At 56.3% G+C, this 11,939-nt stretch carries 12 protein-coding genes; 4 read left to right on the forward strand and 8 right to left on the reverse strand.

Features of this window, described 5'->3' with window-relative positions; genetic code table 11:
* Positions 1-3 precede the first annotated feature (3 nt).
* From AC2FFE_RS04825 to AC2FFE_RS04845, 5 genes are all read right to left on the reverse strand, one after another.
* On the reverse strand, positions 4-1,233 hold the full coding sequence (locus tag AC2FFE_RS04825; RefSeq protein ID WP_496818094.1) for a PP2C family protein-serine/threonine phosphatase: 1,230 nt from the start codon (positions 1,231-1,233) through the stop codon (positions 4-6).
* A 5-nt stretch (positions 1,234-1,238) separates the two neighbouring features.
* On the reverse strand, positions 1,239-1,859 hold the full coding sequence (locus AC2FFE_RS04830; RefSeq protein ID WP_496818093.1) for an FHA domain-containing protein: 621 nt from the start codon (positions 1,857-1,859) through the stop codon (positions 1,239-1,241).
* Between the two features lie 32 nt (positions 1,860-1,891).
* Positions 1,892-3,409: an FHA domain-containing protein gene (locus AC2FFE_RS04835; RefSeq protein WP_496846033.1), complete on the reverse strand. Its 1,518-nt coding sequence runs from the start codon at positions 3,407-3,409 to the stop codon at positions 1,892-1,894.
* Between the two features lie 76 nt (positions 3,410-3,485).
* A complete protein-coding gene (locus AC2FFE_RS04840) occupies positions 3,486-3,953 on the reverse strand; it encodes a hypothetical protein (protein WP_496846034.1) in 468 nt (155 codons plus the stop codon).
* Positions 3,954-4,011: 58 nt separating this feature from the next.
* The gene (locus tag AC2FFE_RS04845; RefSeq protein WP_353010186.1) at positions 4,012-4,716 is read right to left on the reverse strand and encodes a hypothetical protein; all 705 of its coding nucleotides are present in this window, start codon (positions 4,714-4,716) and stop codon (positions 4,012-4,014) included.
* A gap of 162 nt (positions 4,717-4,878) precedes the next feature.
* On the opposite strand from AC2FFE_RS04845, the gene AC2FFE_RS04850 reads away from it, so the two are divergent.
* The 3 genes from AC2FFE_RS04850 (at position 4,879) to AC2FFE_RS04860 (ending at position 9,093) form a co-directional block, all read left to right on the forward strand.
* Positions 4,879-5,427 (forward strand): hypothetical protein, encoded by a 549-nt coding sequence (locus AC2FFE_RS04850; RefSeq protein WP_496818090.1) that lies wholly within the window; start codon positions 4,879-4,881, stop codon positions 5,425-5,427.
* Entirely contained in the window at positions 5,427-6,170 is a 744-nt protein-coding gene (locus AC2FFE_RS04855; RefSeq protein ID WP_496846035.1) for an FHA domain-containing protein, read from the forward strand. Before AC2FFE_RS04850 ends, AC2FFE_RS04855 begins: the two co-directional genes overlap by 1 nt.
* Positions 6,171-6,303: 133 nt before the next feature.
* Positions 6,304-9,093, forward strand: coding sequence for a bifunctional aconitate hydratase 2/2-methylisocitrate dehydratase (locus tag AC2FFE_RS04860; protein ID WP_496846036.1), 2,790 nt, complete (start codon positions 6,304-6,306; stop codon positions 9,091-9,093).
* 55 nt (positions 9,094-9,148) lie between these two features.
* On the opposite strand, the gene AC2FFE_RS04865 is transcribed toward AC2FFE_RS04860, so the two are convergent.
* Positions 9,149-10,402, reverse strand: coding sequence for an aminotransferase class V-fold PLP-dependent enzyme (locus AC2FFE_RS04865; protein ID WP_496818087.1), 1,254 nt, complete (start codon positions 10,400-10,402; stop codon positions 9,149-9,151).
* A 256-nt stretch (positions 10,403-10,658) separates the two neighbouring features.
* On the opposite strand from AC2FFE_RS04865, the gene AC2FFE_RS04870 reads away from it, so the two are divergent.
* Positions 10,659-10,913: a DUF1289 domain-containing protein gene (locus AC2FFE_RS04870; RefSeq protein ID WP_496846037.1), complete on the forward strand. Its 255-nt coding sequence runs from the start codon at positions 10,659-10,661 to the stop codon at positions 10,911-10,913.
* A 1-nt stretch (position 10,914) separates the two neighbouring features.
* On the opposite strand, the gene AC2FFE_RS04875 is transcribed toward AC2FFE_RS04870, so the two are convergent.
* Positions 10,915-11,385 (reverse strand): Dps family protein, encoded by a 471-nt coding sequence (locus tag AC2FFE_RS04875; RefSeq protein WP_496818085.1) that lies wholly within the window; start codon positions 11,383-11,385, stop codon positions 10,915-10,917.
* 109 nt (positions 11,386-11,494) lie between these two features.
* Entirely contained in the window at positions 11,495-11,851 is a 357-nt protein-coding gene (locus AC2FFE_RS04880) for a hypothetical protein (protein ID WP_496846038.1), read from the reverse strand.
* Between the last annotated feature and the right edge of the window lie 88 nt (positions 11,852-11,939).

Raw genomic sequence — 11,939 nt, forward strand, 5'->3', positions numbered from 1 at the left:
GAACTACCTTCCTTCGCCCTCAGGGTTTTCGACTGGAACATCATCCTCTTCCTGAGGCTGTGCAGGCGTTTCCGGCTCCACCGGCACTGTGCTTTCTGGTTCTTCAGGCGCAGATGGCTTGGTGGGTTGTGGGGGCGTTTCCTCGGGTGCAGGGGGCTCTTCTGGGGTTGCACCCTCAGCTTCGGGCACCTGCGCTTCCGGCTCAGTTAAGGGTTCCCCCTCGATACTGGGGTCGGAAACAATTGGATCATCATCGACTGTGCTGTCACCGATACTGCGTTCCTCTTGTGATGGCGGATTTGGGGCGGGCTCAGGCTCTGGCGTGACTTCGACTGGATCAGGCCGCAGCAACCATGCGCCAGCAGCAGCAACAACGGCCAATGCGCCCAGACCAATAGCTGCATATTTAAGCGTATTCCCATTGCCGCCGGTATTGTGAAACGCCCATTGGCTTCCCCGCAGCATACTGCTCATGCCCTCCTGGACATGAGCGTAGACGACAACGGTTGTGTTATCCTGTTTCGGCTTTCCTTTCGCCTCGACCGCGTTCAACAGATCCGAGGCGACACCGCGCATATCGCGGCTTTTGCCACCTTGAAGGATATCCCGGATTTCAGGCTGCGAAAGGGTATCCAGCCCATCCGAGCAGGAGAGAACCACATCACCCGGTTTCAGGCTGATCGCATTGACGTCAGTCAGAGAAATCCGGTCCCCCATCAGCGCCGAGCGCAAGGCATTGCGGCGTGGGTGGCTGTCCGCTTCTTCCTGCGTGATCTTGCCAGCGGCAACCATCTGCAACAACTCGCCGTAAAGCGAGTGGTCTGCATTCAGCTTTTTCAGGCGTCCGTCGCGCAACAGAAACAAGCTGCTGTCACCGACGGAAACCCAAACCAGCCGATCGCCCAGCTTGAGCGCCGCGATCAGAGTGCATCCCATGCCCTTCAAATCGGGCTGGCTGGCAATGCGCTGGCGCAAGGCTTCATTTGCCGCCGTCAGCGACTCCTGCAATCGGTCCCGCGGGCGCGGCGCGTCCGAGCCCCCGATGAAATGCTTCTTGAACGCCGACAGGGCTAGGTTGGATGCAACCTCCCCCCCAGCGTGGCCACCCATTCCATCGGCAACCAGCATCAGGATGTCGGATTTCGGGTCGCGTTCGTTCTGATAGACAAGATCGAACGCGTCTTCCTGATTTTCGCGCTGGCCGAGGCTTTGTTTGCCGCTGATGATTGTCATCGGGATCAGTCGTCAGCGCTGTCGGCCAGCTCTGACCAGTCAAAATCCTCGTTGCAGAAGGCCACAAAGCGCACATGCGTCTGTTTCGACAACTCGATCAGCGCGTAGTTTTCCAGCGGCATGGTTGTGGCCACGATCTGACCGTTTATACGGCTGATGTTCCGGCCCGTGCCCGGGGCAGCAAAAAACACCCGGTTGGCATCGTCGAAGATCACACGCAAATGGTCCTTGCCGGAAATCATCTTGTCACCGAAATCCAATGCAACGCGCTCGCCACTGTCGCGGCCCAGCGTGTTCATGCCCGAGCCCAGATTGACCGACTGGCCCAACCCCGGACCTTTGACCACAACCAGCCACCCGGTAATCGGGTCGACCATCGGATCAAATTCGGCCTTGTCCGAGAAGTTCTTGGACATACCACCATGGTAGATCTGCGTCTTCTCATCTTCGACATATTCAGTCGGCGCTTCGCTGAAGGACGATCCGCTTGGCATGGCATGTGTCGCCTCGTCATCCGAGGGCGAGATGCTTTCGGTGAACCCGTCATCTGATCCAAAATCCAAATCGTCATTCAGCTCTTCGTCGTCCTTGTCGAACAGCCAGCTTGTCTTGTTGTCGTTGCCCATGTCTTCACCTTTCCTGTGTGTGTGGCCCCGGACTATGCCCGGACCAGTTTCAGGCGAACGGACCCAAGGCCCACTGTGTCACCCACATTTATCCTCTGCGCGCCTTTGATTTTGCGCTCATTGATTAGCGTACCATTCAAACTATCCAGGTCGCTGATGGTAAATCGGCCGTCTGGTGTTCCGCTGAGTTCCGCATGAACGCGCGACACACCGCCATCGGGGATGACCACACCGTTTGTGCTGCTGCGTCCAATGGTCGAGCGGCCCGCTGGCACCGGGAAACGATGCCCGTTGTCCACCCGCACCAGAAAGGCAATCGGCTGGGGCGCAGTGGCCACCGTGCGCGTCTCATCCTGGAGGGGCGGTATGCCGGTTACGTCGCCACCGTCGAAGTCACCTGCCTCCAGATCATCTTCGGGCTCACCCTCTGATCCGCGCCGCGCCAGCAGAACAACCAGCAGCAAAAGCAGCAGCAAAAGAACTCCACCCGCGATGTAGACGTAGAGCGCGGGGAAGCCGAATATCTCATCCTCGGGTTCTGGCGCGGGCTCTGGTTCAGGCTCTGGCGTTGGGTCAACCACGGGCTGGAACTCGGCAGAATAGCTCTTGGTCTGGGTTTGTCCCGGCTGGCCGACAACCGGTTCGATCATTTCGATGGTAATGCGCGCAGGCGCCGGATCACCTACTGGCACAATCAGGCCCGAGCCTTTGACCGAATTGCCATAGGACCGGATGAAATCTGACACCACGGTATTGGCGTCAGATTGATTTTGCAAAAACACCTCTTCCATCAGGCCATTTTGCGGATCGGTCAGGCGTTTCAGTACGTCAATGCCGCGCGTGGTGCGGGCATTGCCTTGTGCCCGCCAGAACATGCCAAGGGCCGAGACCGAAACGCCCTCGCGCTCGGCGGCCTCGGTGATTTCTTCAACCGTGGCCAAACCTTCCTCATCCCCGTCCGTGATCAGGATCAGGTTCTTCAGCAGCACGTCATCTTGCTGGCTTAGCAATTCGATCGCACGGGTCGCGTTGGCGACCAGACGGGTGTTCTGTTCCTTAATCTCGAGCCCCTCAACCACGTCTTCGGCCTGAGAACGGTTGGTCGAAAAGGGCGATAACTCAACAATATCATTGCCGAACCCATAGATCGCGACTTTTTCATCCGTTGGTAGATTGGTCACAACGCGCGAAATCAGCTCGCGCTCGCGGTTCCAGCTGCGCACACGCGCGCTGCGCTCTCCAACGGAGAGGTCAATCAGAACCATTGTCGCCGAAAGGGTCAGGTTGCCTGGGATGTCATCCAGAGATTTAACAAACTCGAAATCGGCCTGTGCGTCGCCAAGCGAGCGAAAGCTCATATCGCCACGCTGATTGCCGGAAGGTACGCGCACGAGGCAGCTGTCCTCGGGTGCGGGATCGGAGGGCGCACAATCCAAGATAGCCAGCCCGGTGGCTGGCGCGCGAGTCTTACCCTCTTGCGCGTGGGCTACGCCCGAAATGACCAAAGCGGCAGCAAGCGCCACCAATCTGCATGAAAATCCGTAGGTCACGATCCCAAGACCCCCCTCAGGCAAGACGTCCCGGTCGTCGCATGTGCCGACAAGCGCCGACCTGACGTGATTAGAATTATATGGACAGCGCGCGATACGCCGACTTGATCCGGCTCAGTTCGGATGAGATCGCCGCAGAACTCGCGCCGCTATTCACGTCGCGCTCAACCGCATTCAGCTGATTGTCCAACGCTTGAACCTGCTGCAGTTTCACAGGATCCGATGCCGATGCAGCCCTCGCCTTTGCGCCTTGCGCCTTGACGTCAGCAATCTGTCTACGCAGCGATGCGATTTCGGTTTTGTTGGCATTGCTCTGCGCCGCCAATTGCGCATTGCGCTGCTCGGCCGCTTTGTTCTGAGCGATAATGGCATCCGCCTGCGCCTTATTGTTGGCGATCTGGCGGTCGTATTCGCCGGAATTCAGATTGGCAATATTGTCAAACAAAGTTGCCGTTGTTGGGTCTGTTGAACCAGTGCAACCCGCAACAACGGTGGCCGCGACAAGGGCGAAAGGTCTTGAAAAACGAAGAAGATCTGAAGTCATTATCTCACTCTTACCAATTGAAAACCCGCGCCCTGGGTCAGGCGCGGGCTATGTAAATTTAAAGCAGGTTGATGGATGCCCGCGTCCGTGCCAGCCGGTTCTTGTTGCTGACCGCAGCATTTGTTGCACCGCCCAGGCCGGGTTGACCTTTGCTCGACGCTGTCTTCAGCTCCGAGATGGTGCTGTCCATGTTCTTTTCACTGCGCTTCAGCTCATTTGACACAACCTGACGGTTGGATTTGATCGCATTGACGCGCTGATTATAAGCCGACTGAGACAGCTGCCCACCGTCCAGCTGACGGCGCAGCGACTTCAGCTCAGCATTCTGCGAGGCCAATACCGAACGCAGGTTTGCTTCGACCGAGCTCAGCTGTTTGCTGACATTCGACAGGTTTGCCAGAACCTGCTTGCTGTTGACGATTTCAACATTCTTAGCAGCAGCCTGACGGCCGACCTGGTTGCCGCCGACACCGCCGATCAGGCCGCCTGCCGCAGCACCCGCCGCGCAATCCCCGGCGTCGCCGCCGAGCAAAAGGCCGAGACCACAGCCAACAACCGCGCCAGCAAGCGCACCCTGAACTGTATTGTTAACAATGATGTCCTTAGACACCTGATCCAGGCTTTTGACCTGCTTTTCCAGCTGTTTTTCCTGTTGGGTTTTTCCAGCTACTGAAGATGATGAAGCAGATTGGAACGCCTCATCGGTACATGCTGTCAGTAGAAGGGAAATAGCAGCAAAAAATGACACTGCAACTGTACGCATCTCGTTACTCCGTAAAACAATTTTTCTTCTTAGTTGATTAAGAACTCACATATTTTTTATTTTCAATCAACGATTCGCAAATGACCTGCAAAGATAGAATACTGATTCGATTGGCATTCGACCAAATACTTTTGAACATTCGATCATAGGATGAGTTTTAAGATGAGATTACCCTTTGGTTTACGGGACAAGATGGTTCTGGCGAATGAGGTTTTTGCATTTGCCGGAAATATCGGCGCCGGTATTGGCGCGTTATTGGCTATTCTGGGTATTAGTTCCAATTTCGCGAACAATACCTCTAGGATGGTTTTTAATGTTGAGGTGGTAACACTCTCGCTGCCCGTTCGGATGATTTTGGTGATTCTCATCGCCGCCGCATTGGGCTGGGGTTTGGGGGCGTTGGTAACTTGGCTCAGCCGTTCCCGGAATGAGGCGTTGAGCTTTGCTGTCTATGTTGTTGCCATCCTGTGGGGTGGATTGATTGTGGGTGCTGCCGATTGGTTGGCGGTTGCCATGAACCGGCAAATCCTGTCCGAGACCTTGCTGTTCACCATTGTCGGTATGGGTCTTGCCTTGTGGGTCGCCGGGTTTCATTTTCGTAACTCCAACGCAGCCGGGAAACATGCGCTGCGGCTTCATTGTGATGCGCTCATGCTGTGCTCAATCGGAGCAGCGCTGTTCATGATTCTGACAATGCTGGGGGCACGGTGATGGCGATCGGGGGCCCTTTGGACGACAAAAACGCCGCCCGCCTGCTCAGCGCGGCGGCGCTGTTCGATTTTATATTTCTGGCGTTTGTCTGCGCCACCGTTGAGCCGGTCTTGCGGCAGGAGCTTGGCCTGCTACGCGCGGGCCCAGCCCTGTCGGCGGGGCTGTATCTGGCGATGGTGCTGATCTACTGGCTGATCTGCGAAGGGGTGTTGAACGGGGCAACTCTGGGCCGCTTTGTTCTGCGCCTGACGATGCGTGATAAAAGCGGCAAGCCTGTCTCACCCGTGCGCAGGTCCACGCGGGCGATGAAAAAGATCATGACGCTGGGCCTGACAGGTCTGAACCCAAATACCGCCGCGCGATATGACCGGGCTGCTGGAATCCGCTGGTTCAGCCCGATGGCCCCGCGACCAGTGCCTTTGTGGCGGTTGGTTGTGCAATCCGGGCCGGATCGCGGCAAAAGCCTTGTGTTCAATCAGGTTCAGGGTCTCAAATCCTCACGCCAGATTAAAATCGGGCGCGATCCCGGTTGGGCCGATCTGGCGTTGACACGCAGCAAGGGGGCGTCTGGCAGGCACTGTATCTTGCAGATTGCGAAAGGCAATCAGCTTCAGGTCCGTGATCTGGGCTCTTCGAATGGCACCTGGGTGCGCGGTCGGCAAACTGCGCCGGACAAACCCATGCGGCTTGGGGCAACCAGCCAGTTCCGTGTCGGAGATGTCTGGGTGGCCATCATTCGCTGAACCGCAAGACAGGGCAACGCGCCATAGCCGACGCTCTTGCAACCTTCGTCCTTTTCGTATACCGCCGCATACAAATTGAATGGCGAGGTGATAACTACAGCTCGCGCTCTCGCCCCAATCGTCGGAAAATGCCATGAGCCTCTATACAGATTACCTGAGTGAAATCGAAACCCGCAAAGAGCAGGGTCTGAGCCCCAAACCCGTCGACGATGGCGCGTTGGCGAAAGAGATTATCGATCAGATTCGTGATCCACAGAACGAATTTCGCGCCGATTCACTGAACTATTTCATCTACAACACGCTGCCCGGCACAACCAGCGCCGCCGGTGAAAAGGCCCGCTTTCTGAAAGAGATCATTCTTGGTGACGCGGATGTCGAAGAGATAACGCAGGAGTTTGCATTCGAGCTGCTGTCACATATGAAAGGTGGCCCCTCGGTCGAGGTTCTGTTGGATCTGGCCTTGGGTGAAGATGCCGCAATCGCCGACAAGGCGGCAGAGGTGCTAAAAACGCAAGTGTTCCTTTATGACGCTGATACCGACCGTCTGAAGGCCGCCTTTGAGGCCGGCAATCCGATCGCGAAAGACATTCTTGAAAGCTACGCCAAAGCCGAATTTTTTACCAAGCTTCCCGAAATCGATGAAGAAATCGAAGTCGTGACTTATGTCGCAGCCGAAGGTGATATCTCGACCGATCTTCTGTCACCCGGCAATCAGGCGCATTCGCGTGCTGATCGGGAACTGCATGGAAAATGCCTGATCTCGGAGGTTGCGCAGCAGGAAATTGAGGCGCTGAAGCTGAAACACCCCGGTAAACGCGTGATGCTGATTGCGGAAAAAGGCACGATGGGTGTGGGCTCGTCCCGTATGTCGGGAGTGAATAACGTGGCGCTTTGGACCGGCAAACAGGCCAGCCCCTATGTGCCCTTCGTCAACATTGCTCCGGTCGTGGCGGGCACCAATGGCATCTCGCCGATCTTCCTGACCACCGTGGGCGTGACGGGCGGCATTGGCCTTGACCTGAAGAACTGGGTCAAAAAGGTCGACAAAGATGGCAATGCGATCCTGAACAATGACGGCAATCCGATCCTTGAAGAGAAATACTCGGTTGCCACAGGAACGGTGCTGAAGATCAACACCAAGACCCACAAGCTGCTAAGTGAGAATGGCGAAGAACTGGCCGATGTTCCAGCATCCTTCACGCCGCAGAAGGTCGAATTCATGAAGGCCGGTGGCTCATATGCCATTGTCTTTGGCAAAAAGCTGCAAACCATCGCGGCCGAGACACTGGGTGTTGAAGCCCCCCTGGTTTTTGCGCCGTCTAAAGAGATCAGCCATGACGGTCAGGGCCTGACTGCAGTTGAGAAGATTTTCAACAAAAACGCTCTGGGCACAACGCCGGGCAAGACGCTGCATGCCGGGTCTGACGTGCGCGTCCGGGTCAACATTGTTGGCTCACAGGACACCACCGGTTTGATGACCATGCAGGAACTCGAAGCAATGGCTGCGACAGTGGTCTCACCCAGCGTGGATGGGGCGTATCAGTCGGGCTGTCACACCGCCTCGGTCTGGGATGCAAAGGCACAGGCCAACACCCCGCGCCTGATGAAGTTCATGAATGATTTCGGCCTTGTCACCGGTCGTGACCCCAAGGGCGTCTATCACTCGATGACCGACGTGATCCACAAGGTGCTGAACGACATCACCGTAGATGACTGGTCGGTCATCATCGGCGGCGACAGCCACACCCGTATGTCCAAAGGCGTGGCATTTGGCGCGGATTCGGGTACTGTGGCGCTGGCGCTTGCAACCGGTGAAGCCTCGATGCCGATCCCGGAATCGGTCAAGGTGACCTTCAAGGGTCAGATGGCCGAGCACATGGATTTCCGCGACGTGGTGCATGCAACGCAGGCGCAGATGCTGGACCAGCATGGCGACAACGTCTTCCAGGGCCGTGTGATCGAGGTGCATATCGGCACGCTACTGGCGGATCAGGCCTTCACCTTCACCGACTGGACCGCTGAGATGAAGGCCAAAGCCTCGGTCTGCATTTCGAATGACGAGACGTTGATTGGTTCGCTGGAGCTGGCCAAATCGCGCATTCAGATCATGATCGACAAGGGCATGGAGCATGAAAACGGCATGCTGCAAAAGCTGATCGATATCGCGAATGCGCGCATCGCGGAGATTAAATCGGGTGAAAAACCGGCGCTGCAACCCGATGACAACGCGAAATATTTCGCTGAAGTGGTCGTCGATCTGGATCAGATCATTGAGCCAATGATCGCCGATCCGGATGTCAACAACGCGGATGTGTCCAAGCGCTACACCCACGACACGATCCGCCCGATCTCGTACTACAATGCCAAAAAGCATGTCGATCTAGGCTTTGTCGGCTCGTGCATGGTGCATAAGGGCGACATGAAGATCGTGGCGCAGATGCTGCGCAACCTCGAAAAGGGCTCGGGCAAGGTTGAGTTTAACGCGCCGCTAGTTGTGGCCGCGCCGACCTACAACATCATTGATGAGTTGAAGGCGGAAGGCGATTGGGAAATCCTTCAACGCTATTCCGGGTTCGAATTCGACGATCTGTTCCCCAAAACGCAAGCCCGTACAGATTACGAGAACATCCTGTACCTTGAACGTCCGGGTTGTAACCTTTGCATGGGCAACCAGGAGAAAGCCGCCAAGGGCGACACGGTTCTGGCCACCTCAACCCGTCTGTTCCAGGGCCGCGTCGTGGCGGATGCGCCGGATAAGAAAGGTGAAAGCCTGCTGGCCTCGACCCCGGTTGTGGTCCTGTCGGCCATCCTGGGCCGCACGCCAACGATCGAAGAGTACAAGACTGCCGTAGAAGGCATTGATCTGACGAAATTCGCGCCACCTGTACAGGCCCCCGCGAAGACCAAATCGGCCCATTTCTAAAGGTCTGATCTGATAGCAGAAAAGCCCGACCTATTGGTCGGGCTTTTTCATATGCTCAGGCTGCCATGTCTTTCAGGGCGGTCAGCAACTGCGCCACTTCCTGTTCGGTGTTATAGTGACACAGCGAGATACGGATGCAGTCCGACAAGCCCAGCGGCGTCAGCACATTGCCTGAGTAGTGATCCGCCTTGCGGACATGAGTGCGGATGCCCTGCTGGTTGAGGGTTTCGACCACCTGTTCCGACGGGATTCCATCGACGACGACCGACACCAGCCCTTCTCGCGCGGTGTTGTCCGCCCCGGCCAGAATGTGGATATGGTCCATATCCCGCAGCCCCGGAAGGTTGCCGACCCCGTTGATCATCGCGTTGGTCAGGTGGGTCTCATAGGTATGAATAGCGCGGCCTGCGGCTTCGATCCGTTTTCGCGGCTCCTTTTCGTCCGACACCTCTCCGCCCAGCCAGACAAAATAATCGATCACGTCGGAGATGGTGGCATACGAACCGGCGTCTCGGGTGCCAAACTCCCACCCCGTCGCAGGCGCGTCGATCAGCATGTCATGGGGCAGCGTGCTTAGCTTGTCGGAAATCCACGCAATGCCATAGCCATGGCGCGAGAATACCTTGTAGGGTGAAATGGCATAGCCATCGACATCATACGCATCCAGATCCAGCTGCCCATGTGCTGCGTGTTGAATGCCATCCACAATGATCAGGCAATCAGGTGAAATCGCTCGGATCGCGGCTGAGATCGCGGCCACGTCCATGCCCATACCCGTCACGGGTGAGGCATGCAGGATCGTGGCCACCGCGACATCCGGGGTCATCAGTGCAGCATAATCTTCGGCCGTGACCAACCCAGTATCATCGCCATGCTGCACGTTCACGTATTCGAGCTCGGCGATTTCAGCCCAGCGACGCGCGGCGCTGCGGGTCGCCGGGTGTTCGATCGACGACCCGATCACCTTTGCCCCTTTCGGCGCAACCAGACAGGCGGTTCGGATCAAACGGAACAACAGCTCGGTCCCGCTTTCCCCGGCAAAGAACTGACCTGAACTGGCATTCATGAACACGCCTAGATCGGCCTTGGCTTTGTTGATCACACTCTGTGTGCCCTGCCCGGCCGGATTGATCCGCCCTGGATTGTCCGGGATCGCAGCATAAAACGCCGAAGTCTCAACCACTTTTTTCAAAGTCAACGCACCGCCTGCGTTTTCGAAGAAGATACGCTCTCCCTGAAACGGGCAGCTTTCTACATGGGCGAAACGGTCACGGATGGCCGCGATCAGATCGGGATTGTCTTTGATCATTTCGGGGTTCCTGTCACTAATCGTTGCCGGGTCCATATTGAGCTAGCACACCGGACCTGTTTTAGCGGTTTATTCCACGACATTCTGCCCGGGGAAAGGGCCGCAAACAGTCTTGGCAGTTGTGATGATTGCCCGCGAGGCGCAATTTTGAACCTGCCTCTCTCGAAATCATCAGCAAGTCGCCTTATTTGAAACGTGACAGTCACAAACCCAGCTAGGGGCGACCCTTGAGTGACCCATTCAAAGAGTAGTTTTGATGAGCAAGAAAGTCCCCTCGCCCTGTATCGATGTGTGTAAATTTCGGCGCGAGGGCCACTGCATCGGCTGTTCGATGACGAAACCCCAAAAGAAACTGTTCAAGTTGATAAAACGCCCCGACCAGCAAGAGGCTTTTGTACAGATGTTGATCTGTCAGCAGGAAAAAATGGGCCGGTACACCCATTGGGGACCGGCCTATCTGAAAAAGCTGAGGAAGAAGAAGGCCAAGTTGAAGATTCCCCTGGCCAACTAGCTTAGCGCAGCATAGCGCGCAGGAACCACGCAAATTTTTCGTGGGTCTGGCCACGGCTGATGCACAGATCTTCGGTCAGGGTATCACCATGCTCGGCCGCCAGTTCACCCGCGCCGGCCAGTGTGGCAGCCAGCGTTTCCTGAGCATCCATCATATGCTTGATCATCTCTTTGTCGGTGGCGTGGCCGTCATGCTCTTCTACTTTCGAACGTTTCAGCATACCCGCCAGCGTGCCTTCGGCATGGGCGTCCAGCGCCTTTACCCGCTCGGCCAGATCATCTTGTGCAATAAAGTGATCCTCGTAGATTTTCTGGAACAGATCATGCAGCGGGCCAAAGGCCATTCCGGTTACATTCCAATGAAAGTTCTGTGCCAGCATGGTCGCCACGGCAGTTTCGGCGACAGATTGATTCAACGCATCGGCGATGACGCTGCGGGCGTCGGTGGTCAGGTCAACGGCTGTCTGTGTCATGGAAATCACCTTTTTCCTACATTTTGCTCTGCTTTTGACGATCAAAAACAGCGTTCTGATATCTATTTAGAGGATCAGGCGGAAATTCCAAGAACTTTTTAGAATGATTCTAAATATAGTAGAATTGCTCGGAGATCGAGCGGATCAGGAAGGCTAGATTTCGCTGCCGCCAGCGCGAAACGCGGGACTGAATCAAAAAGCGGAAACTGTCATCATCCTCGCGTTCGATTGCATCAAACAGACGACCCAGCCAAGCCTCGTCAAAAGACAATTCGGTGCAGCCGGGGCGGTGAAAGACCGGTCGTTTGTCGACTGCCTGACGGAACCCGCGCATCAGTGTTTCAGCATGGCGCATCTGCGCGTCTTCTGGATCGGCCAGCAGCAAGGCACACGCCTGATCCAGATCGACCTGCGCAGCCGCGCGGCAGCGCAGCGCCACCATCCGTAAATGGTTGATGATCGCCATGGATCGACCCGCCAAATGCTGTACCGGAGCAAGGCGCCATTCTTCTTCTGCCTGATATCTGACTGCCTGCATCATCGCCCGAAAATCG

It is taken from the genome of Ruegeria sp. YTSA168 (assembly GCF_059610045.1).

What these genes read in the sequence shown, in the direction of transcription:
- AC2FFE_RS04865 (WP_496818087.1), bottom strand. Translation starts at nt 10,402, where the DNA reads ATGATCAAAGACAATCCCGATCTGATCGCGGCCATCCGTGACCGTTTC.
- AC2FFE_RS04830 (WP_496818093.1), bottom strand. Translation starts at nt 1,859, where the DNA reads ATGGGCAACGACAACAAGACAAGCTGGCTGTTCGACAAGGACGACGAA.
- AC2FFE_RS04875 (WP_496818085.1), bottom strand. Translation starts at nt 11,385, where the DNA reads ATGACACAGACAGCCGTTGACCTGACCACCGACGCCCGCAGCGTCATC.
- AC2FFE_RS04880 (WP_496846038.1), bottom strand. Translation starts at nt 11,851, where the DNA reads ATGGCGATCATCAACCATTTACGGATGGTGGCGCTGCGCTGCCGCGCG.
- AC2FFE_RS04855 (WP_496846035.1), top strand. Translation starts at nt 5,427, where the DNA reads ATGGCGATCGGGGGCCCTTTGGACGACAAAAACGCCGCCCGCCTGCTC.
- AC2FFE_RS04860 (WP_496846036.1), top strand. Translation starts at nt 6,304, where the DNA reads ATGAGCCTCTATACAGATTACCTGAGTGAAATCGAAACCCGCAAAGAG.
- AC2FFE_RS04845 (WP_353010186.1), bottom strand. Translation starts at nt 4,716, where the DNA reads ATGCGTACAGTTGCAGTGTCATTTTTTGCTGCTATTTCCCTTCTACTG.
- AC2FFE_RS04840 (WP_496846034.1), bottom strand. Translation starts at nt 3,953, where the DNA reads ATGACTTCAGATCTTCTTCGTTTTTCAAGACCTTTCGCCCTTGTCGCG.
- AC2FFE_RS04825 (WP_496818094.1), bottom strand. Translation starts at nt 1,233, where the DNA reads ATGACAATCATCAGCGGCAAACAAAGCCTCGGCCAGCGCGAAAATCAG.
- AC2FFE_RS04850 (WP_496818090.1), top strand. Translation starts at nt 4,879, where the DNA reads ATGAGATTACCCTTTGGTTTACGGGACAAGATGGTTCTGGCGAATGAG.
- AC2FFE_RS04870 (WP_496846037.1), top strand. Translation starts at nt 10,659, where the DNA reads ATGAGCAAGAAAGTCCCCTCGCCCTGTATCGATGTGTGTAAATTTCGG.